The organism is Hydrogenophaga sp. FG152 (genome assembly GCF_057809615.1).
Genome location: NZ_JBMDKH010000003.1, coordinates 223,807 through 245,039 on the forward strand (window position 1 = coordinate 223,807; position 21,233 = coordinate 245,039).

Sequence of the window (21,233 nt, forward strand, 5' to 3'; positions counted from 1 at the left end):
GACAATTGTCCCATGCTCCATGCCTCCCCATCCAGCCCCCCCTCTTTGTCCGCCCCCGCACCGGGCCTGCCCTGCGACCTGCTCGGGGGTCTCAGCCCGGCGCAGTTCATGCGCCGGCACTGGCAGAAAAAGCCGCTGTTGATCCGCAACGCCATCCCGGGTTTTGCGCCCTTGTTGAGCCGGCAGCAGCTGTTCGACATGGCGGCCGACGCAGCGGTGGAGTCGCGCCTGATCGTGCGCAAACCGCAAGGCTGGACGCTCAAGCACGGCCCCTTGACCCGCCCACAGCTGCCGCCGCTGCGGCAAGCGGGCTGGACCTTGCTGGTGCAGGGCGTCGACCAGCACCTGGACGCCGCGCACGAGCTGCTCCAGCGCTTCCGTTTCGTGCCCGACGCGCGCCTGGACGATCTGATGATTTCCTGGGCCAGCGACGCCGGCGGCGTTGGTCCGCACTTCGACAGCTACGACGTGTTCCTGCTGCAGGCCACTGGGCAGCGGCGCTGGCGCATCGGTCGGCAGAAAGACCTGTCGCTGCAGCCCGACGTGCCGCTCAAGATCCTCAGCCATTTCGAACCCGAGGAAGAGCATGTGCTCAATCCGGGCGACATGCTGTACCTGCCGCCGCGCTGGGCGCACGACGGGGATGCGGTGGGCGGGGACTGCAGCACCTACTCCATCGGCTTTCGCGCGCCGCAGCGCGGCGGCCTGGCGGGTGAACTGTTGCAGCGCATGGCCGACGAGCTCGACGACGACACGCTCTTTCGCGACCCCGGGCAGCCGGCCATCGCGACCCCGGCGGCCATGCCCGCCGCGCTCGAAGCCTTCGCGGTGGACGCCTTGCAGCGTCTGCTGGCGGAACGCGAGTCGCTGGCCTGCGCGCTGGGCGAGGTCATGACCGAGCCCAAGCCGCGCATCTGGTTCGACGAACCCGAGGGGGACTGGGCGCCAGGCGCCTTGCGGCTGGACCGGCGCACGCGCATGATGTACGACGAACGCCACATCTTCATCAACGGCGAGAGCTTTCGTGCCGGTGGTGCCGATGCCCGCCTCATGCGCGCGTTGGCCGATCAGCGCGCGCTGGACCAGCGGCAGGTGGTTCGCGCGAGCGAAGGCGCGCAAGCCCTGCTGCAGGACTGGTTCGACGCCGGCTGGCTGCACCGCATCGAACCCGCTTGAGGCGCTGTGGGCGCCTCGTCAGGAGACCCGCATGACCGATCCCCTGGATGCTTCGATCGCCGCGCTGCCCGAAGGCCGGCTCTCCGGCCGCGTGGCCTTCATCGACCTGATCCGGCAGGCCTTCGCCACGGCGGCGCAAGAGGGCTGGCCGCGCATGGTCCTGTGCGACGCGGACTTCGCCGACTGGCCGCTGGGCGAACGCGATGTGGTGGCTTCGCTCAATGCGTGGTCGCAACGCGGCCGTTCGCTGCACCTGCTGGCGCGCGACTACAGCGTGTTGCGGCAGATGCACCCGCGTTTCGTTCAGTGGCGCAGCACCTGGGGGCACTTGGTGGAGGCGCAAGCCTGTGCCAGTGCCTCGGTGGGCGAACTGCCCAGCGTGTTGTGGTCACCGGCCTGGACGCTGCAGCGGCTGGACCCTTTGCGATGCACCATGGTGGGGAGTCGCAGCGCGGAGCGCCGCGTGGCCCTGCAGGAACAGCTGCAGGCGTGGTCGCTCAAGAGCACGCCCGCTTTCCCGGCGTCCACGCTGGGGCTGTGAGCAAAGGTAAAAACAACCCCTTTCGCTTCTTGCACCAGGACGGGGCGGTATCATCCGCGCGGCTGGGGAGGGTTGTCACGTCAACCCACTCCGCTGGATGGCCTCCCGTCACACAACACCCAGGGTGCGTGGAACCTCTCCGAACCGGTCGTTCGACCGCCTGTCTTTCTCATCCATTGGAACTGTCATCATGAAAAAAACCATCCTGCTCGCCAGCCTGTTGGCCGCCATCGCCTTGACCGCCTGCGGCAAGAAGGAAGAGGCGCCGGTCGCTGCACCGGCACCGGCCGCTGAACCCGCTCCTGCCGCCGCTGCGCCTTCCATGGCCGGCGCTGCCGAATCCGCCAAGGAAGCCGGCGCCTCCGCCGTCGATGCCGCCAAGGAAGCCACCGCTGCCACCGTGGACGCTGCGAAGGAAGCCGGTGCCGCCACCGCCGACGCCGCCAAGGCCGCAGGCGCTGCCACCGCGGACGCCGCCAAGGACGTGGCCGACAAGGCCAAGGAAGCCGCCGCCGATGCCAAGGCCGCTGTGAAGTGACCCGGCCCTGAGGGGCAGGCCCGCGCCGCGGGCCGGTCAAAGAAAAAGCCGCCCTCGGGCGGCTTTTTTTTGGTGCGTGGCGTTCTTACTTGAGGTCTTCGGCCAGCAGTTTGGCAATGCGCTGCGCGGACGCCGAGCTGTCTGGCCGGCCCTGGCTGTCGAGCACCGCGACGGTGGTCTGGTTCTCGACGCTCTTGACCGACACGCGGAAGCGCTCGGTCGAAGCCTCGGTCTTCGATGCGCCGAACATCTTGGCGAAGAAGCCGGGCTCCTTGGCGTTGACCACGGGTTCGACGTAGCGCACGAAGTAGAGGCCCTGGCTGCGGTCGCGGTCTTCCACGGTGAAACCCGTGCGATCGAGCGACAGGCCGACGCGGCGCCACGCGCGGTCGAAGTTGTCGTCGAACTGCACCACGGGTGCGTTGTTCACCATGGCGACACGCGCCGCGGCCTGCACCGGCGCGCTGGCGGTCACGGCCCGAGATTGCGCTTCGCTCACGCCGAGCTTGACCATCAGGCGGCGCAGGAACTCGGTTTCCAGTTCCACGTCGGCCGGGCGCGGCTGCCACACGGTCTGGTCTTTTTCCTTGGTGGAATAGACCTCCACCATGCCGCGGTGGCTGATGTAGATCTCGGTGCCGCCGTTGGCGGTGCGTTCGAAGCGGGTGCGGAAGCGGTCGCGTTCGCCGGTGGAGTAGAGGTTCTCGAACACCTTGCCGATGGTCGAGCGGATGAAGTCCTGCGGCAGCTTGGCGCGGTTCTCGGCCCAATCGGTTTCCATGATGCCCAGGCCTTCCTGGTCGATGTCGAGCAGGAAACCGTTTTCCTGCCAGAAGTCGCGCACCGGGCTCCAGAGCTTGTCGGCCGGGCGGCTCACCACGAGCCAGCGCTGGTTGCCCGCGCGCTCGATGCGCACATCGCCCACGCTCACGGCGGCGGTGCTGGCGGCCGTGGCCTGCGCGGGTTGGGCGGTTTCATAGCCGCTGGCAGTGACCACCGAGCCGGGCACGTTGTAGCGCGAATCCCGGGTGAGCTGGCTCAGGTCGGGCGGCACGTCCAGGGTGCTGCCGCGCTTGGCGCTCTTGTAGTCGATCTTGTCTTCCTGCAGCATCGAGCAGCCCGAAACCACGAGGGCGGCGGCGGCCAGGAGGCCCAGGCGGGTCAGGATGCGCGGGGTCGAGGACAGGGTTCGGTTGGACATGAATGGGGCTCGGTAGGAACGAAAGGGGTCAGGAAATGAGGCCGGCCTGCTTCAGCGCGCCTTCGACCACGGGCACCAGGGAGCGCGTCATGGGGGTCATCGGCAGGCGCATGGCCTCGTTGCACAGGCCCATGCGGGCCATGGCCCACTTGAGCGGGATCGGGTTGGCTTCCACGAACAGGTTCTTGTGCACCGGCATGAGCTGGAACTGGATCGCCATGGCGCGCTTGACGTCGCCCGCGATCGCGGCCACGCACAGCTCGTGCATCAGGCGCGGGGCGACGTTGGCGGTGACGCTGATGTTGCCCTGGCCGCCACACAGCATGAGGGCCACGGCGGTCGGGTCGTCGCCCGAGTAGATCGAGAAACCCTTGGGCACGTCGCGGATCAGCCACTGCGCGCGCTCGATGTTGCCGGTGGCTTCCTTGATGCCGACGATGCCGGGCACCTGCGCCAGGCGCAGCACGGTGTCGTGCGCCATGTCGGCCACGGTGCGGCCGGGCACGTTGTAGAGCACGGTGGGCAGGTCGCCCACGGCTTCGGCGATCGCCTTGAAATGCTGGTACTGGCCCTCTTGCGTGGGCTTGTTGTAGTAGGGCACGACCTGCAGCTGACAGTCGGCGCCCACGCTCTGGGCGAAGCGCGCGAGCTCGATGGCCTCGGCGGTGGAGTTGGCGCCGCAGCCGGCCATGATGGGGACGCGCTTGGCGCCGTGCGTCTTGGCCTGCTCGACCGAGACGCGGATGATTTCGCAGTGTTCCTCGACGTTGACCGTGGGCGATTCGCCCGTGGTGCCGACCACGCCGATGCAGTCCGTGCCCTCGGTGATGTGCCAGTCGATCAGTTTGCGCAGCGTGGGGTAATCGACGCTGCCGTCTTCGTGCATGGGCGTGACCAGGGCCACGATGCTGCCGGTGATGGGGTTCATAGGCTAAAGGCTTAAATGGGTGCGTCCACCCTGCATCGCCCCGGTGGGGCGGGCAGCGCGCGCGAATCTTGCATTCTACCCAGTGGCATCCAGCGGATACCGGGGCGGCTGGCCGGGCGTTCCAGGCCGTTTTCGCACCGCCGCCAGGCGCTGGACGAAGCGTTCGGGGCGGTCGCAGAAACCATCTTCATAGGCCACCACGTGCAGACCCTGGCTGGCCTGCAAAAGTTCGCCGGGCCGCAGCAGAAAGTCGGGCCGCGAGGGCTTGCCCACGCTCTCGTTGCCAGCCGCGAAGGTCTCGTACAGCAGCACACCGCCCTCGGCCACGCTTTCCACGATGCGGGGCAGCAGGGGGCGCCAGAGGTAGTTGGTCACCACCACCGCGTCGAAACGCTCGCCGTCGAACGGCCAGGGTCCGTTCTCGATGTCGGCCAGCACGGCGCGGCCCAGGGGCTGCACGGCGGCGATGGCCTCGGGCGAGCGATCCACGCCGGTGACGGTGTGGCTCCGCTGGGCAAACCAGCGCAGGTGGCGACCCTGGCCGCAGGCCACGTCGAGCACCGAACCGCCGGTGGGCACCAGGTGCGACCAGCGCCGCACCCACGCCGAAGGCGCCTCGGTGCCATGCATCAGAAGCAGCTCCAGATCTGGTCGGCCAGGTTCACCAGGAACTCGGGCCGGTGGTAGAGCGCGAACGTCGCCAGCAGGGCCGCGCCAGCCGCGGCCCAGGCCAGGGCGCGCACGGCCCCAGGCTTCACGCCGCGGCTCCCACGCGTTGCGGGGCGCGCGCGATCGGGCCTTCGCGCACCGGCAGGTTCACCAGCCCGGCGAACACGCCCAGCGCGATCGCCAGGTACCAGACGATGTCGTAGCTGCCGGTCCTGTCGTACAGCACGCCGCCCAGCCACACGCCCAGGAAGCTGCCGATCTGGTGGCTGAAGAAGATGAAGCCGCCCAGCATGGACATGTGGGCCACACCGAAGATCTGCGCCACCACCGCGTTGGTGGGCGGAATGGTCGAGAGCCAGAGCAGGCCCATGACGGCGGAGAACACGTAGACGCTCATGGGCGAGAGTGGTGCGATCAGGAACACGGCGATCACCGCGGCGCGCGCGAAGTAGATGAAGGCCAGGATGTGGCGCTTGGCCAGGCGCTGGCCCAGCGCGCCAGCGGCATAGGTGCCGATCACGTTGAACAGGCCGATGAGCGCCAGCGCGTAGCTCGCCACCTGGGGCGACAGGCCGTGGTCCTTGAGGTAGCTGGGCATGTGCACGCCGATGAACACCACCTGGAAACCGCAGACGAAATAGCCGGCCATCAGCAGCTGGAAGCTGCGGTAGCGGAAGGCCTCGCGCAAGGCCTGGCCAATGGTCTGTTCGCGGTGCACCGGTGCGCCGCCCGCGAAGCCCGGTTCGCGCAGGCCCAGGGCCAGCGGCATCACCAGCAGCACGGCGCCCGCGAGGAACAGCAGGGCCTGTTGCCAGCCGAAGCTGCTGATCAGCCAGCCTTCCACCGGCACCATCAGGAACTGGCCGAACGACCCGGCCGCGGCGGCCACGCCCATGGCCCAGGAGCGCTTCTCGGCCGGAATCTGCCGGCCGATCACGCCGTAGATCACCGCGTACGTGGTGCCGGCCTGGGCCGCGCCGATCAGCACGCCGGTGGTCAGCGCGAAGCCTGTGGACGAGGTGCTCAGCGCCATCCCGGCCAGACCCAGGGCATAGGCCACCGCACCGCCGATCAGCACGCGGAAGGCGCCGAAGCGGTCGGCCGCCATGCCGGCGAAGATGCCGAAGACGCCCCAGGACAGGTTCTGGATCGCCAGGGCGAAGGAAAACGTCTCGCGCGACCAGCCCTGCGCCTGGGTGATGGGCTGCAGCCACAGGCCGAAGCCGTGGCGGATGCCCATGGACAAGGTGACGATCAGGGCGCCGCAGGCCAGCACCTGCAGGGCAGAGAGGCGGGGCGGGGTCGGGAGGGTGGGGGTCGAGGGCATCCGGGAACTGTAGCGAAGAAGGATGGGCCTTGCCTGTCACGGGCATGCCGCGAAGGCTTGATATTTTCCCGCGCCACTGATGAATCGCGCGCATCGCTGGTCGGCCTGAGGTCAAAAGTCTGTATTTGCATACAGTCTTCGGGGCATACAATCCGCCCCCATGGCGACCCAAACACCCAACGAATACTCCGAAGGCTCGATCCGCGTCCTCAAGGGGCTGGAACCGGTCAAGCAGCGGCCGGGCATGTACACCCGCACCGACAACCCGCTGCACATCATCCAGGAAGTGCTGGACAACGCGGCCGACGAGGCCCTGGCCGGGCACGGCAAGAAGATCAAGGTCACGCTGCACGCCGATCATTCGGTCAGCGTGGAAGACGACGGGCGGGGCATCCCCTTCGGCCTGCACCCCGAGGAAAAGGCCCCCGTGGTCGAACTGGTGTTCACCCGCCTGCACGCGGGCGGCAAGTTCGACAAGGGCAAGGGCGGCGCCTACAGCTTCTCCGGCGGCCTGCACGGCGTGGGCGTGAGCGTGACCAACGCGCTGTCCACCCGGCTGGAGGTGACCAGCTTCCGCGAAGGCCAGGTGGCGAAGCTGGCGTTTTCCGCCGGCGACGTGGTCGAACCCCTGGTGGTCACCCCCAAGGGCGAGGCCGACCGCAAGCAGGGCACCACGGTGCGCGCCTGGCCCGACGCCAAGTACTTCGAAACCGCCGCCCTGCCCATGGGCGAGCTCACCCACCTGCTGCGCAGCAAGGCTGTGCTGATGCCTGGCGTGAGCGTGACGCTGGTGAACGAGAAGACCAAGGACACCCAGACCTGGCTCTACAAGGGCGGCCTGCGCGACTACCTGCAGCAGACCCTCACCGGCGACCCGGTGATTCCCCTGTTCGAAGGCGAGGGTTTCGCCGACAGCGGTCACGACAGCTTCGCCGAAGGCGAAGGTGCGGCCTGGTGTGTGGCCTTCACCGAAGACGGCCAGCCGGTGCGCGAGAGCTACGTGAACCTGATCCCCACCAGCGCCGGTGGCACGCACGAAAGCGGCCTGCGCGACGGCCTGTTCCAGGCGGTCAAGGGCTTCATCGAACTGCACGCGCTGCTGCCCAAGGGCGTGAAGCTGCTTCCCGAAGACGTGTTCGCGCGCGCCAGCTACGTGCTCTCGGCCAAGGTGCTCGACCCGCAGTTCCAGGGCCAGATCAAGGAGCGCCTGAACTCGCGAGACGCCGTGCGCCTGGTCGGCAGCTTCGTGCGCCCCGCGCTCGAACTCTGGCTCAACCAGCATGTGGACTACGGCAAGAAGCTCGCCGAGCTGGCCATCAAGGCCGCGCAGTCGCGGCAGAAGGCCGGCCAGAAGGTCGAAAAACGCAAGGGTTCCGGCGTGGCCGTGCTGCCCGGCAAGCTGACGGACTGCGAGAGCAAGGACCTGGCGCACAACGAGGTGTTCCTGGTCGAGGGCGATTCGGCCGGCGGCAGCGCCAAGATGGGCCGCGACAAGGAAAGCCAGGCCGTGCTGCCGCTGCGCGGCAAGGTGCTCAACACCTGGGAGGTCGAGCGCGACCGCCTGTTCGCCAACACCGAGATCCACGACATCGCGGTCGCCATCGGTGTGGACCCGCACGGCCCGAACGACACGCCCGACCTGAGCGGCCTGCGCTACGGCAAGGTCTGCATCCTGTCCGACGCCGACGTCGACGGCTCGCACATCCAGGTGCTGCTGCTCACGCTGTTCTTCCGCCACTTCCCCAAGCTCATCGAAGCCGGCCACGTGTACGTGGCGCGCCCGCCGCTGTTCCGCGTGGACATTCCCGCGCGCGGCAAGAAGCCGGCGGCCAAGCAGTACGCGCTGGACGAAGGCGAGCTGCACGCCATCCTCGACAAGACCGCCAAGGACGGCGTGGCGCCCGAGAAGTGCCAGATCAGCCGCTTCAAAGGCCTGGGCGAAATGAGCGCCGAGCAACTCTGGGACACCACCCTCAACCCCGACACGCGCCGCCTCATGCCGGTGGTGCTCGGCGCGGTCGACTTCGCCGGCACCGAAGCGCTCATCACCAAGCTCATGGGCAAGGGCGAAGCCGCCTCGCGCCGCGAGCTGATGGAGTTGCACGGCGACTCGGTGGAAGTGGACATCTGATGCTGGGGTTTTCGCTCGCGCGCCTGAGCGGCATCGTGGTGGTGCTGTTTGCCACGATGTGGATGGTCATCCAACTGGGTGACCGGGATTGGCCGGAAGCGGGTTTGGCGTTGTGCCTTCTGGTGACCGCCCTGGCACTGGCGGTCTGGGGGGATCGCCGCATGGACCAGGCCAAGAAGCAGCGCGAATCGGCACGCCAGCGCGAGGGCGAGGCGTATCAGGGCTTTGAACGCGAGGTGGGCCTGCGCTGGTTCAAGTGGGGCGCGCTCACGCTGTTCTTCGGCGGTGTTCTGGGGGCGGTCTTTTACTGGGCGTTGCCCGACCTCTGGCATGCCGGCCAACGCGGCAAGGCCATGGCTGTGGGTGGCGTCACGCTGCTTTTCGCATGGGCCTGGCTGGCTCTGCTGCCCCTCGGTTTTCGAGCGTTGCAGGGTCAGGCCTTGCTGCAGATCGGACCGCTGGGCCTTCAGATGCCGTTGCTGCCCTTGCTGCCATGGTCGCAGGTGCAAGGTGCCGATCTGCAGGCCATCGATGTGAAAGGAAGCAAGCAATGGCAACTGATGCTGGCGACGGACGACGCCTATCTCCAGTTGCTGCCTTCGCGTTGGTGGATGGCGTGCTTCCTATGGCCCATGGTTCGCCTGCCTCGCAAGGCCCCGGTGATCGGGATTTCGCTGGCCTTTCTGGACGACAACCCCCACACCGTGTTGCAGGCCGTCCGCCACATCGGCACGCGCCATGGCGCACCGCTGGTCGAGGGTTGGCATCACGCCGAACCGATTGCCGAGGCTCGGGAATCCCGGCGCTTGCAGCGCGAAGCGGCCGATGCCATGCAGGAGGTGGATCGTTCGCTGGAAGAATTGCAGCGCATCGGTTCGGGAGCCCTTCCGGACCCTGAACGACTCGCCGCGCTGAACAGCCGTGTCGCTATCGAACTCGAGCGCATGCAGTCGACCTCGCAGGCCAGTGCGGCGCATTTCGTGGCGCGAGGCAACCGAAGCATGCAGCATTTCCGATCCGCCATGCGCGGCCTCTGGATCGTGTTTGGCTTGATCATGGTCTGGGTGGTGGTGCGGATTGCGCTCGCCCTGACTCGATGACGGTCTCCTTATTGAATTGATTGAATTGCCATGGACAGCACCACCGAAGACTTGCCCCTGAGCTCCCCAGAGCCTGAAGACAATCTGGCGAACTACGCGCAGCGCGCCTACCTTGAGTACGCCCTCTCGGTCGTGAAAGGCCGGGCCTTGCCCGACGTGTGCGACGGCCAGAAGCCGGTGCAGCGCCGCATCCTCTACAGCATGGACCGCATGGGCCTGGGCTTCAGCGGTCCCAATCGAAACACCGCCGCGCGCCCCGTCAAGAGCGCGCGCGTCGTCGGCGACGTGCTGGGCCGCTTCCACCCGCACGGCGACCAGGCCGCCTACGACGCGCTGGTGCGCATGGCGCAGGACTTCGCGCAGCGCTACCCGCTGATCGACGGCCAGGGCAACTTCGGCTCGCGCGACGGCGACGGCGCGGCGGCCATGCGCTACACCGAAGCCCGGCTGTCCCGGATCACCACCCTGCTGCTCGACGAGATCGACGAAGGCACGGTGGACTTCGTGCCCAACTACGACGGCTCCACCGTCGAGCCCAAGCAGCTGCCCGCGCGCCTGCCGTTCAACCTGCTCAACGGCGCCAGCGGCATCGCCGTGGGCCTGGCCACCGAGATTCCCAGCCACAACCTGCGCGAAGTGGCCGACGCCTGTGTGGCGCTGGTGAAGAACCCCAAACTGGCCGACGACGAGCTGTTCGCGCTGCTGCCCGGGCCCGACTACCCCGGTGGCGGCCAGATCATCAGCCCGGCCGGCGACATCGCCGACGCCTACCGCACCGGCCGCGGCAGCCTCAAGGTGCGCGCGCGCTGGAAGATCGAAGACCTCGCGCGCGGCCAGTGGCAGCTCGTGGTGACCGAGCTGCCGCCGGGTGTGAGCACGCAGCGCGTGCTCGAAGAGATCGAGGAACTCACCAACCCCAAGGTGAAGGCCGGCAAGAAGGCGCTGACGCAGGAGCAGACGCAGCTCAAGGCCAGCATCCTCATGGTGCTCGATGGCGTGCGCGACGAGTCGAGCAAGGACGCACCGGTGCGCCTGCTGTTCGAGCCCAAGAGCAGCCGCATCGAGCAGCAGGAACTCATCACCGCGCTGCTGGCCCACACCAGCCTGGAAACCTCGGCGCCGATCAACCTCACCATGGTGGGGCTCGATGGCCGGCCGACGCAGAAGTCGCTGCGGCAGATGCTCACCGAGTGGATCGAATTCCGCCAGGGCACCATCACCCGCCGCTCGCAGCACCGCCTCACCAAGGTGCTGGACCGCATCCACATCCTCGAAGGCCGGCAGCTGGTGCTGCTCAACATCGACGAGGTGATCCGCATCATCCGCCACAGCGACGAGCCCAAGGCCGCGCTGATCGAGCGCTTCAAGCTCAGCGACCGCCAGGCCGAGGACATCCTGGAAATCCGCCTGCGCCAGCTGGCGCGGCTCGAAGCCATCAAGATCGAGCAGGAACTCAAGGAACTGCGCGAAGAGCAGGGCAAGCTCGAAGACATCCTGGGCAACCCCGGCAGCCTCAAGCGCCTGATGGTGAAAGAGATCGAGGCCGACGCCAAGACCTTCGCCGACGAGCGCCGCACGCTGATCCAGGCCGAAAAGAAGGCCGTGGCCGAGATCAAGGTGGTGGACGAGCCGGTGACGGTGGTGATCTCCAGCAAGGGCTGGGTGCGTGCGCGCACCGGCCATGGCCACGAGGCCGGCAGCTTCGCGTTCAAGGCCGGCGACGGTCTGTACGGCACCTTCGAGTGCCGCACCGTGGACACGCTGATCACCTTCGGCAGCAACGGGCGCGTGTACTCGGTGCCGGTGGCCAGCCTGCCCGGCGCGCGCGGCGACGGCCAGCCCATCACCACGCTGATCGAGCTGGAAAGCGGCACGCAGCCGCTGCACTACTTCGCCGGCCCGGCCAACGCCGCGCTGCTGCTCAGCAGCAGCGGTGGCTACGGTTTCCTGGCCACGGTGGAGAACATGGTCTCGCGCCAGCGCGGCGGCAAGACCTTCCTGAACCTCGGCGAAGGCGAAACGCCGTGCGCGCCGTCGCACGCGGCCTTCACCTCCGGCGGCGTGCCGCTGGTGCCGGCCACGCACGTGTGCTGCGCCTCCACGGGCGGGCGCATCCTCACCTTCGAGATCGGCGAGCTCAAGCTGATGGAGAAGGGTGGTCGCGGCCTGATGCTGATCGACCTCGAAGCCAAGGACACCCTGGCCGGCGCCGCCGCCTACACCCGCAGCGTGAAGATCGAGGGCATCGGTCGCGGAGGCAAGGAGCGCGAGGAAACGCTGGAGATCCGCAGCCTCAACAACGCGCGCGCCGCGCGGGCCCGCAAGGGCAAGGCGGCCGACCTGGGCTTCAAGCCCAACCGCGTCACGCGGGTGGAGTAACGCGAAGATGGCGCGCTCGCCCACCCTGGCCGAGCTGCGCCGCTTCGCGATCGCGCGCAGCCTGTTCAAACCCGTGACGCTGCCGGCCGCGATCCGCCGGCTCGGTTTCGTGCAGGCCGATCCCATGCGCGCGCCGGCGCGCGCGCAGGACCTCATCCTTTACCAGCGGGTGCGCGACTACCGCGCCGGCGACCTGGAGCGCCGCTACGAACGACTGGGCGTCGAGGAAGATGCTTTCGTCAACTACGGATTCGTGCCGCGCGAGATGCTGGCGCTGCTGCACCCACGCACGCCGCGCCGGCCCTGGGACGCGGCCACCACCGAGCGCGCGCGCGAGCTGCTGGCCTTCGTGCAGGAGCGTGGCGTGGTCCACCCGCGCGAGGTGGGCGAGGCCTTCGTGCACCATGGCCGCGTGGCTGGCTACTGGGGCGGTGAACTCAATGCCAGCACCCGGCTGCTCGACGACATGCACCACCACGGCTGGTTGCGCGTGCGCCGCCGCGAATCGGGCACGCGGGTGTACGAGGCGATGCGGCACACCGAGCAGGACGACAGCCCGGCGGCGCGTCTGGCGCGAGCCCAGGCCTTGGTCGATGTCATCGTGGCGCTGTACGCGCCCATCCCGGCACCCAGCCTCGGCTACCTCGTCACCTTGCTGCGCTACGGCGCCAATCACCTGTCGGCCGAGACGCGCGCCGTGGTGAGGACGGCGCGCGAACGCTATGGCCATGCCGTGATCGACGGCACCACCTGGTTCTGGCCGGCCGATGAAAACCCCGCCTCGCGCCGCCACCAGCCCGATGAAGGGGTGCGGCTGCTTGCGCCGTTCGACCCTGTGGTGTGGGACCGGCGGCGTTTCGAAATGCTGTGGGACTGGGCGTACCGCTTCGAAGCCTATGTGCCAGCGCCGAAACGCACCATGGGTCACTACGCCCTGCCGGTGCTGTGGGGCGAGCGCATGGTGGGCTGGGCCAACCTGCGCCTGGAGCGCGGGCAGCTTCGGCACGAACTGGGGTTTGCCGAGGCGCCCCCCCGAGATGCCGTTTTCCGGCGTGCGCTGGACGAGGAACTGGACCGGTTCGAGCGCTTCCTGGCGCCCGCCGGATCTGAATGAAATGACGCAGGTGAACAGAAGATGAACAACGGCGAATGGATCGGGATCGTGATCGCCGCGGTGATGGCGGCGTTGGCGTTTGGCGTCGCGCGTTTTGCCACGCGCCACTTTGCGCGGCGCCGCGCCAGCAAGGAAGCCGCGATCACGCAGGCCACCCAGAGCCGCCAGGTGCGGCGCGCCAACGAACGCAAAAAGAAGTGACCGCGCCGGCGAGAAGGTGTCCCACCAGGGGCACCGAGGGTCCGGCTCCGCCGGCCCAAGGTGTCGCCCCCCTTTCAAGGGGGGAGCGCCGAAGGCGCGCAGGGGGTTACTTCAACTCTGCGATGAGCTCGATTTCCACGCAGGCGCCCATGGGCAGCTGCGCCACGCCGAAGGCGCTGCGCGCGTGCGCGCCGGCCGCCGGGCCGAACACCTCGCCGATCAATTCGCTGCAGCCGTTGGTGACCAGGTGCTGCTCGGTGTAGGTGGCGGTGGAGTTGACCAGGCTGAGCACCTTCACGATGCGCTTGACGCCATTCAGATCTGTGCCAGCCGCCTGGCAGGCGGCGGCGAGCGTGCCCATCAGGTCGATTGCCACGGCACGCGCCGCGGGTTTGGCTTCGTCGGTGGTCATGGTCAGGCCGAGTTGGCCGACCCAGGGCTTGCCGTCCTGCTTTGCGATGTGGCCACTCAGGAAGATCAGCTTGCCGGTCTGCACGAAGGGCACGTAGGCCGCAGCGGGCACGGCCACGGGCGGCAGGGTGATGCCGAGTTGGGTCAGCTTGTCGTAAATGCTCATGGGACGCTCCTGAAGAATGAGCGGCCCATTCTATCGACGGGTTCAGGCTTCTTCGGCGCTCTGGAGTTGTTCCAGTTCGTCGGGTGGGGCCACCGTCACGGCCACCGCCAGCGTGTGGCGAGCGCCGCTCTGGATCACGCCGCGCATGGGCGAGACGTCCGCAAAGTCGCGCCCGATCGCCAGCGTCACGTAGTCCTCGCCCGGGCTGCCCCAGCCGCAGCGGTTGTTGGTGGGATCGAAGTCGAACCATGCGCCAGTGGGCGCGGCCTCAGGGACGTCGGCCGAGGCGGGCAGGGGCACGTACACCGAGACCCAGGCGTGCGAGGCATCGGCGCCGATCAGGCGCGGTTTGCCCGGCGGCGGGCGCGTGAGCAGATAGCCGCTGACGTAGCGCGCGGGCAGACCAAGCGAGCGCAGGCAGCCCAGCATGATGTGGGCGAAGTCCTGGCACACACCCTTGCCTTGCGCCAGGGCGTCGAGCGCGGGGGTGTTCACCTCGGTGCTGTGGGTCTCGTAGCTCAGTTCGTTGTGGATGCGCTCCATCAGCGCGCGCGCCGCTTCCAGGGCCGGCAGGCCGGGCTTGAAGGCGGGGCGGGCGAAGGCGGCGAAGGCGTCGTCGCGTGGCACGTAGGGCGAGGCGAAGAGGAACTCGCTGGCCGCATCGAACGGCGCCTGGGCGCGGTAGCGGAAATGCTCGCGCACGCGCTCCCAGTTCATGCCGCGCCAGGGCGGGCCTTCAGGCAGGGGCTCGGGCGCTTGTGTCTCGACCAGGCTGTCGGCCTCCACGGTCAGCATGCTGTGGATGGACTGCAGCGAGAAGAAGGTGCGCGGGTTGCCGAACACGTCGGTGGTCTCGCTGCGCGCGGCCGGCTCGGGGTCGATGCGCAGCTCGTGCGAGCGCACGCGCTGCGAGGCCGTGTCCACCGGCCGCAGGTGCACCATGTGCTGCGCCATGTCGATAGCGCCGTGGTAGCGGTAGCGGGTGCGGTGCAGGATGCGAAGGAGCATGTCAGGCCCTCCGCCGGGCCGCCCCAAGGCGGGCCTGCGCCCCCTCGGGGGGCAGCGACGACACGAAGTGCGGAGCGTGGGGGTTCATGGTTCAGGCCCCGAGCGATTGGTTGCGCTGGTCCGCGTGGCTGAAGTGCAGGCGCGTGATCTCGTCGGAGAGGTCGATCGCCGCGATCTCGCAGCCGTCGAGCAAGGCAGCCAGGTCGCTCCAGACGCGCTGGCCGTCCGGGCTGCGCTGCCAGTTGCTCAGATCGGGCAGCACCCAGGTGTCGGGGTCGGGCAGGCCGCGCGCGAGCACCGCGTCCTGCGGCGTGGCGCTGTGCGAGAGCTTGGCCAGGCGCGAGCGCAGCGTGTGCACCACCCAGGCCAGCGAGCGCGGGTTGTCGCGGTCCATCACCAGCAGGTCGATCAGCGCCACCATGTCGCGCCGCTGCTGGTACTGCGCGTGGAAGGTGATGGTGCTGTCGAACAGCGCGACCACGGCCTCGAAGCCGGCCTGGTCGTGCACGCAGCCGTGTTCGAGCGCGAGCGACAGCGCGCGCGCCAGCGTGATGAGCCGTTCGATGTGGCGGCCCATGGAGAGCAGGCGCCAGCCGTCGTCGCGCACCATGCGGTCGGTCTGCGATCCGGTGATGGCCGCGAGCAGTTCGCTGGCGTTCTGCAGCGCCGCGATGGCTTCGGCGGTGGCGTACTCGGCGTCGGTGGACAGGGCGGCGCAGTCGCGCGCGAAGCTGGCCTCGGTGCGCTCGATCAGGTTCCAGTGCTCCTGCGACAGGCGCTCACGCACCTGCGCGGCCGCTGCCTTGAGCGCGCGCAGGTTGAAGCCCACGCTGAAGGACTGCGCGGCCAGCGCGTCGCCGGGCGCGGGCGAGAGCGCGGCGATGAGGCTGCGCGAGAACACGCGCGCCGACAGCGAGGCGGTGGGCACGTCGGGCAGCACCAGGGCGTTCTCGCGCGCCATGCTGGTCAGCCAGGCCATCAGCGCGCGCGAGTTCGGTTCTTCGCCGGCCAGGTGGCTGAGCACGATCTGCGCGAGCCGCACGCTGTTTTCGGCGCGCTCGGTGTAGCGGCCGAGCCAGAACAGGTTTTCCGCGGCGCGGCTGGTCACGGGCCGTTTCTGCTGCGCCAGCGTGAGCGTGCTCGGCGCGGATTGCAGCAGGCTGGTGTGGTCCACCGGACCGTCGGTGAGCACCCAGCAGTCGGCGCTGCTGCCGCCGCGCTGCATGGCAGCGATGAGCTGGCCGCGCGGTGCCAGGCGCACCATGCCGCCGGGCAGCACGCGCCAGGACTTCGGGCCATCGGCCAGCGCGAACACGCGCAGCATGGCCGAGCGGGGCATCAGCCGCTCGCCGCTCCAGGTCGGCGTCTGCGACAGCGGCAGCCAGGACTGCACGGTGTAGTCGTCGGCGTGGCGGGCCATGCGGCCCGACCACTCGTCGAGCTCGCGCGCGCTCAGGCTCTGGCCCATCACGGTGTCCAGCCCGGAGCGCGGGTAGGTGGGCTTGATCACGCTGTCGCGCAGCAGCGGCAGCACCTCGCGCAGCGCGGCGTCTTCGCCGCACCACCAGGTGGCCAGCGAAGGCAGGTTCAGTTCCTCGCCCAGCAGGTGGCGGCTGATGGCCGGCAGGAAGCCCAGCAGCGCGCTCGATTCCAGCGGGGCCGAGCCCGGCGCGTTGGCCAGCAGCAGGTTGCCCGCGCGCAGCACCTGCAGCAGGCCGGGCACGCCCAGGCGCGAATCGGAGCGCAGCTCCAGCGGGTCCAGCCACTCGTCGTCCAGCCGCTTGATGAGCGCGTGCACCGGCTCCAGGCCGCTGAGCGTCTTGAGGAACAGGCGCTGGTCGCGCACCGTGAGGTCGTTGCCTTCCACCAGCGTGAGGCCGAGGTAGCGCGCGAGGTAGGCGTGTTCGAAGTAGGTCTCGTTGTAGGGGCCGGGCGTGAGCAGGGCGATGCGCGCGTTCTCGCCCTCGGGCGCCATGCGCTTGATGCCGTCCATGAGGGCGCGGTAGCTTGCGGCCAGGCGCTGCACCTTCATGCCGGCGAAGGCCTTGGGGAACTGGCGCCCGATGGCGATGCGGTTCTCCAGCAGGTAGCCCAGGCCCGAAGGCGCCTGGGTGCGCTGGCCGACCACCCACCAGCGGCCGTCGGGCCCCTGGGCGAGGTCGAAGCCCACGATGTGCAGCCAGGTATCGCCCGGCGGGCGCACGCCCTGCATGGAGCGCAGGTAGCCCGGATGGCCCTGCACCAGCGCGGCCGGCAGCAACGCGCGCCTGAGCAGTTCGCGCTCGCCGTACAGGTCGGCCATCATGGCGTTGAGCAATCGCGTGCGCTGCAGCACGCCGGCCTCGATCTGCGCCCAGTCCTGCGGGCCGATGAGCTTGGGGAAGAGGTCGAGCGACCAGGGGCGTTCGAGCCCGGTGGAGGCGTCGGCGTAGACGTTGTAGGTCACGCCGTTGTCGCGGATCTGGCGCTCGAGGTTCTCGGCGCGGCGGTTCAGGTCGCTGAAGCCGTCGGCGCCGATGTGTTCGAAGAAGCTGGCCCAGGGGCGCGACAGCGCCGAGGCCTCGGGGTCGCCGCCGGCGCGCAGCTCGTCGCGGTGGCCCGCGTCCGCCGGCACGGACAGGGAGAGCGCCCAGGCCCCCGGGGTGTCCGGGCGCAACTGGGCAAAGAGGGATTCGGTGGGGTCGGGATTCACGGGCTTAGAGTATGCCCGCTGGGGTATCGGCGGGCCGGGGGGGCGTGAATCGCCGTGTTGCATCCTTCAAACAGGTTCTGGCAGGCCCGGGCCGCGTGTTCAGGTCCGAAGGTCGAGCGTGAACGGAAACTCGCGGCTGTGCTGGGCCGGCGTCACGTCCATGCGGCCTGGCGTGTGCCCCATCTGGAAGAAGCGCGACAGCCGGCGGCTCTCGGCCTCGTAGGCGTTGATGGGGAAGGTGTCGTAGTTGCGCCCGCCCGGGTGGGCGACGTGGTACTGGCAGCCGCCCAGGGAGCGCTTGAGCCAGGTGTCGACGATGTCGAAGGTCAGCGGCGCGTGCGCGGGGATCGAGGGGTGCAGCGCCGAGGGCGGGCTCCACGCCTTGTAGCGCACGCCGGCCACGTACTCGCCCGCGGTGCCGGTGCTCTGCAGGGGCAGGGCGCGGCCGTTGCAGGTGATCACGTGGCGGCTGTCGTTGAAGCCGCTCACGCGCACCTCCACACGCTCCAGCGAGGAGTCCACGTAGCGCACGGTGCCGCCGATCGCGCCTTCTTCGCCCATCACGTGCCAGGGCTCCAGCGCGCTGCGGAGGGTCAGCTCGATGCCGCGCGCGGCCACCTCGCCCACCAGCGGGAAACGGAACTCGAAGTGCGGCTCGAACCACGCCATGTCGAAGGGGTACCCGGCGTCGGTCATGTCGGTGAGCACGTCCTCGAAGTCCATGCGCACGAAGGTGGGCAGCAGGCAGCGGTCGTGCAGCTCGGTGCCCCAGCGCGTGAGGCGGCCCTGCCAGGGCTGCTTCCAGAAGCGCGCGATCATGGCGCGCAGCAGCAGTTGCTGCGCGATGCTCATGCGCGCGTGCGGCGGCATCTCGAAGGCGCGCAGCTCCAGCAGGCCCAGGCGCCCGGTGGGGCCGTCGGGCGAGTAGAGCTTGTCGATGCAGAACTCGCTGCGGTGCGTGTTGCCGGTGACGTCGATCAGGATATTGCGCAGCGTGCGGTCGATCAGCCACGGGGGCATGTCCGAGCCATGCTTCTTGCGGTTTTCTTCAATCTGCGCGAGTGCGATCTCCAGTTCGTAGAGCTGGTCGTTGCGCGCTTCGTCCACGCGCGGCGCCTGGCTGGTCGGGCCGATGAACAGGCCGCTGAAAAGGTACGACAGCGAGGGGTGGTTGTGCCAGTAGGCCAGCAGGCTGCCCAGCAGCTCGGGCCGGCGCAGGAAGGGCGAGTCCGCCGGCGTGGCGCCGCCCAGCACGAAGTGGTTGCCGCCGCCGGTGCCGGTGTGGCGGCCATCGGTCATGAACTTCTCGGCGCACAGGCGTGTCTGGTGCGCGGCCTCGTAGAGGAATTCGGTGTGTTCCACCAGCTCGCCCCAGTTGTGCGCGGGGTGGATGTTGACCTCGATCACGCCCGGGTCGGGCGTGACCTGCAGCATCTTCAGGCGCGGGTCGCGCGGCGGCGGGTAGCCTTCGAGCACGATGCTCATGCCCAGCTTCTCGGCCGTGGCTTCCACGGCGGCCAGCAGGTCGAGGTAGTCCTCCAGCAACGCCATGGGCGGCATGAAGATGTAGAGGTGCTGGTTCTTGCCGCCGCCGGCCTTCTCGGCCTTGGGACCGTTGGCGCGGTGCGGGTCGCGCGCTTCCACGCACAGCGCGGTGCGCGTGAGCCAGGCGGCCGATTCGGCGCGCTGCGGAAAGCGCGCGGCCAGGGCCTGCGCGGGCGCCGCGCCGGGGCCGGGTTGGCCCGGGCGCAGGCCTTCCACCGTCTCGGCATCCGGGTCGAAGTCCATGCCTTGCATGGAGACCGTGCCGCCTTCGGCGAAGCCCCCACCCACCTGGTGCGGTGACACCTGGTGCTTCACGGCCGCGCCACGCGGCAGCGGGTCGCGCGCGGAGTGCGGGTCCTGCTCGATGTGGTACGGGTAGTCGCCGGCCGACACCCAGGGCAGCGAGTCCAGCGGCAGGCGGTAGCCCATGGGCGAGTCGCCTGGAATCAGGTACATGCGCTCGTCGCGGAAGAACCAGGGCCCGGTGGACCACACCGTGCCCGAGATGCGCGGGTAGCCACTCTTGCCGTTGTTCGAGAGCGCGCCGTTGCGGCCCGAGGCCTGCAGCGGCAGCACATAGCCCACGGTGGCGTCCAGCCCTTGGCTGAAGACGCGGCGCAGGCGGGCGCGTTCGAGTTCGTCGTCGAGCTTGCTGTCGAACGGGTCCACGTTCACCGGCAGGCGGCGCTCGCGCCAGAGGTAGTACCAGGTGTCCTCGTAGCCCGGGGTGATGTACTGGGTGGACAGGCCGAGCTTGCGCGCCAGCGCCTGCGTGAAGCGGCGCGCGTCGTCGCTGGTGTGGCGCGCTTCGTCGCGCTCGTCGGCCAGCAGGGCCGGGTTGTGCCAGAGGGTCTCGCCATCGGCGCGCCAGAACATCGACAGTGCCCAGCGCGGCAATTGCTCGCCCGGGTACCACTTGCCCTGGCCCATGTGCACGAAGCCGCCCGCGCCGTACTCGGCGCGCAGGCGCCCCAGCAGCTCGGTGGCGTAACCGCGCTTGGTGGGGCCGAGCGCGTCGGTGTTCCACTCGGCGGCGTCGCGGTCGCTGGTGGCCACGTAGGTGGGCTCACCGCCCATAGTCAGGCGCACGTCGTGCTGCTCCAGATCGGCATCCACCTTTTCGCCCAGCGCCAGCACGCCGGCCCATTGTTCGTCGGTGTACGGGCGGGTGACGCGCGGCGACTCGTAGACCCGCGTCACGCTCATGTGGTGGCTGAATTCAACTTCGCACTTGTCCACGCCACCTTCCACCGGCGCCGCGCTCGAGGGCTGCGGCGTGCAGGCCAGCGGCACATGGCCTTCGCCCGCGAGCAGGCCCGAGGTCGGGTCCAGCCCGATCCAGCCCGCGCCGGGCAGGAAGACTTCGCACCAGGCGTGCAGGTCGGTGAAGTCCTTCTCGGGACCATTGGGGCCGTCGACCGACTTCACGTCGGACGTGAGCTGGATCAGGTAGCCCGAGACGAAGCGCGCGGCCAGGCCCATGTGGCGCAGGATCTGCACCAGCAGCCAGCCGCTGTCGCGGCACGAGCCGCTCTTGAGCTTGAGCGTGTCTTCGGGCGTCTGCACGCCGGGCTCCATGCGGATGGTGTACGCGATGTCGTGCTGCAGCCGCTGGTTGATCTCGACCAGGAAGTCGATCGTGCGGCGTTCCTTGCGGTCCACCGCGTCCACATAGGCCTTGAGCAGCGGCGTGAGCGGCGCGGTGGCCAGGTAGGGCGCGAGTTCCTGTTGCTGCGCTGCGTCGTACTTGAAGGGGAAGTTCTCGGCCGAAGGCTCCAGGAAGAAATCGAACGGGTTGTAGACCGCCATTTCCACCACCAGGTCGATCGTGACCTTGAACTCGGTGGTGGGCTCGGGGAACACCAGGCGCGCCTGGTAGTTGGCAAAAGGGTCCTGCTGCCAGTTGATGAAATGCTCGCCGGGCTCGATGCGCTGGGAATACGAGAGCACCTTGGTGCGGCTGTGCGGCGCGGGCCGCAGCCGGACCACCTGAGGCCCCAGCTTGACCAGGCGGTCGTACCGATAATGGGTGATGTGGCTCAGGGCAACATGGATGGCCATACGAGAGACTTTCCTGGGAGGGGAACAACAATGGATCCGCGAGCC

Annotated in this window: 17 protein-coding genes; 8 read left to right on the forward strand and 9 right to left on the reverse strand. The window is 68.9% G+C overall.

What is annotated here, in order from left to right; genetic code table 11:
• Window positions 1-12 precede the first annotated feature (12 nt).
• The 3 genes from ACODTB_RS05930 to ACODTB_RS05940 all read left to right on the forward strand — a co-directional run bounded on the left by ACODTB_RS05930 (window position 13) and on the right by ACODTB_RS05940 (window position 2,255).
• A complete protein-coding gene (locus ACODTB_RS05930) occupies window positions 13-1,176 on the forward strand; it encodes a JmjC domain-containing protein (RefSeq protein WP_488929156.1) in 1,164 nt (387 codons plus the stop codon).
• A 31-nt stretch (window positions 1,177-1,207) separates the two neighbouring features.
• Complete coding sequence (locus tag ACODTB_RS05935; RefSeq protein ID WP_291111812.1) at window positions 1,208-1,717, forward strand: hypothetical protein; 510 nt, start codon at window positions 1,208-1,210, stop codon at window positions 1,715-1,717.
• 190 nt (window positions 1,718-1,907) lie between these two features.
• Entirely contained in the window at window positions 1,908-2,255 is a 348-nt protein-coding gene (locus tag ACODTB_RS05940; RefSeq protein WP_291111810.1) for a hypothetical protein, read from the forward strand.
• A gap of 85 nt (window positions 2,256-2,340) precedes the next feature.
• Here the strand turns inward: ACODTB_RS05940 and bamC are convergent, their stop codons facing one another.
• From bamC to ACODTB_RS05965, 5 genes are all read right to left on the reverse strand, one after another.
• Complete coding sequence (gene bamC, locus ACODTB_RS05945; protein WP_291111808.1) at window positions 2,341-3,456, reverse strand: NlpB/DapX family lipoprotein; 1,116 nt, start codon at window positions 3,454-3,456, stop codon at window positions 2,341-2,343.
• A 28-nt stretch (window positions 3,457-3,484) separates the two neighbouring features.
• Window positions 3,485-4,384, reverse strand: coding sequence for a 4-hydroxy-tetrahydrodipicolinate synthase (gene dapA, locus ACODTB_RS05950; RefSeq protein ID WP_291111805.1), 900 nt, complete (start codon window positions 4,382-4,384; stop codon window positions 3,485-3,487).
• Between the two features lie 75 nt (window positions 4,385-4,459).
• The gene (locus tag ACODTB_RS05955) at window positions 4,460-5,014 is read right to left on the reverse strand and encodes a class I SAM-dependent methyltransferase (RefSeq protein WP_291111803.1); all 555 of its coding nucleotides are present in this window, start codon (window positions 5,012-5,014) and stop codon (window positions 4,460-4,462) included.
• Window positions 5,014-5,142 (reverse strand): hypothetical protein, encoded by a 129-nt coding sequence (locus ACODTB_RS05960; protein WP_291111853.1) that lies wholly within the window; start codon window positions 5,140-5,142, stop codon window positions 5,014-5,016. The genes ACODTB_RS05955 and ACODTB_RS05960 overlap by 1 nt, the downstream gene beginning before the upstream one ends.
• Entirely contained in the window at window positions 5,139-6,380 is a 1,242-nt protein-coding gene (locus tag ACODTB_RS05965; RefSeq protein WP_291111801.1) for an MFS transporter, read from the reverse strand. The genes ACODTB_RS05960 and ACODTB_RS05965 overlap by 4 nt, the downstream gene beginning before the upstream one ends.
• A gap of 160 nt (window positions 6,381-6,540) precedes the next feature.
• On the opposite strand from ACODTB_RS05965, the gene ACODTB_RS05970 reads away from it, so the two are divergent.
• The 5 genes from ACODTB_RS05970 to ACODTB_RS05990 are packed head-to-tail and all read left to right on the forward strand — an operon-like array spanning window position 6,541 to window position 13,305.
• On the forward strand, window positions 6,541-8,511 hold the full coding sequence (locus ACODTB_RS05970; RefSeq protein WP_291111798.1) for a DNA topoisomerase IV subunit B: 1,971 nt from the start codon (window positions 6,541-6,543) through the stop codon (window positions 8,509-8,511).
• Window positions 8,511-9,611, forward strand: coding sequence for a hypothetical protein (locus ACODTB_RS05975; protein ID WP_291111795.1), 1,101 nt, complete (start codon window positions 8,511-8,513; stop codon window positions 9,609-9,611). Before ACODTB_RS05970 ends, ACODTB_RS05975 begins: the two co-directional genes overlap by 1 nt.
• A gap of 30 nt (window positions 9,612-9,641) precedes the next feature.
• Window positions 9,642-11,990, forward strand: a complete 2,349-nt coding sequence (parC, locus tag ACODTB_RS05980; protein WP_488929157.1) for a DNA topoisomerase IV subunit A — start codon at window positions 9,642-9,644, stop codon at window positions 11,988-11,990.
• A gap of 7 nt (window positions 11,991-11,997) precedes the next feature.
• A complete protein-coding gene (locus ACODTB_RS05985) occupies window positions 11,998-13,104 on the forward strand; it encodes a DNA glycosylase AlkZ-like family protein (RefSeq protein ID WP_291111790.1) in 1,107 nt (368 codons plus the stop codon).
• 21 nt (window positions 13,105-13,125) lie between these two features.
• Window positions 13,126-13,305, forward strand: coding sequence for a hypothetical protein (locus ACODTB_RS05990; protein ID WP_291111789.1), 180 nt, complete (start codon window positions 13,126-13,128; stop codon window positions 13,303-13,305).
• Between the two features lie 106 nt (window positions 13,306-13,411).
• On the opposite strand, the gene ACODTB_RS05995 is transcribed toward ACODTB_RS05990, so the two are convergent.
• The 4 genes from ACODTB_RS05995 to ACODTB_RS06010 form a co-directional block, all read right to left on the reverse strand.
• Complete coding sequence (locus ACODTB_RS05995; protein WP_291111787.1) at window positions 13,412-13,882, reverse strand: RidA family protein; 471 nt, start codon at window positions 13,880-13,882, stop codon at window positions 13,412-13,414.
• 42 nt (window positions 13,883-13,924) lie between these two features.
• On the reverse strand, window positions 13,925-14,890 hold the full coding sequence (locus ACODTB_RS06000) for a transglutaminase family protein (RefSeq protein WP_291111785.1): 966 nt from the start codon (window positions 14,888-14,890) through the stop codon (window positions 13,925-13,927).
• Between the two features lie 91 nt (window positions 14,891-14,981).
• Window positions 14,982-17,645, reverse strand: coding sequence for a circularly permuted type 2 ATP-grasp protein (locus ACODTB_RS06005; RefSeq protein WP_488929158.1), 2,664 nt, complete (start codon window positions 17,643-17,645; stop codon window positions 14,982-14,984).
• Window positions 17,646-17,681: 36 nt separating this feature from the next.
• Window positions 17,682-21,188 carry a transglutaminase family protein gene (locus ACODTB_RS06010; protein ID WP_291111781.1) on the reverse strand — a complete coding sequence of 1,169 codons (3,507 nt, stop codon included), beginning with the start codon at window positions 21,186-21,188 and terminating at the stop codon, window positions 17,682-17,684.
• Window positions 21,189-21,233: the final 45 nt, after the last annotated feature.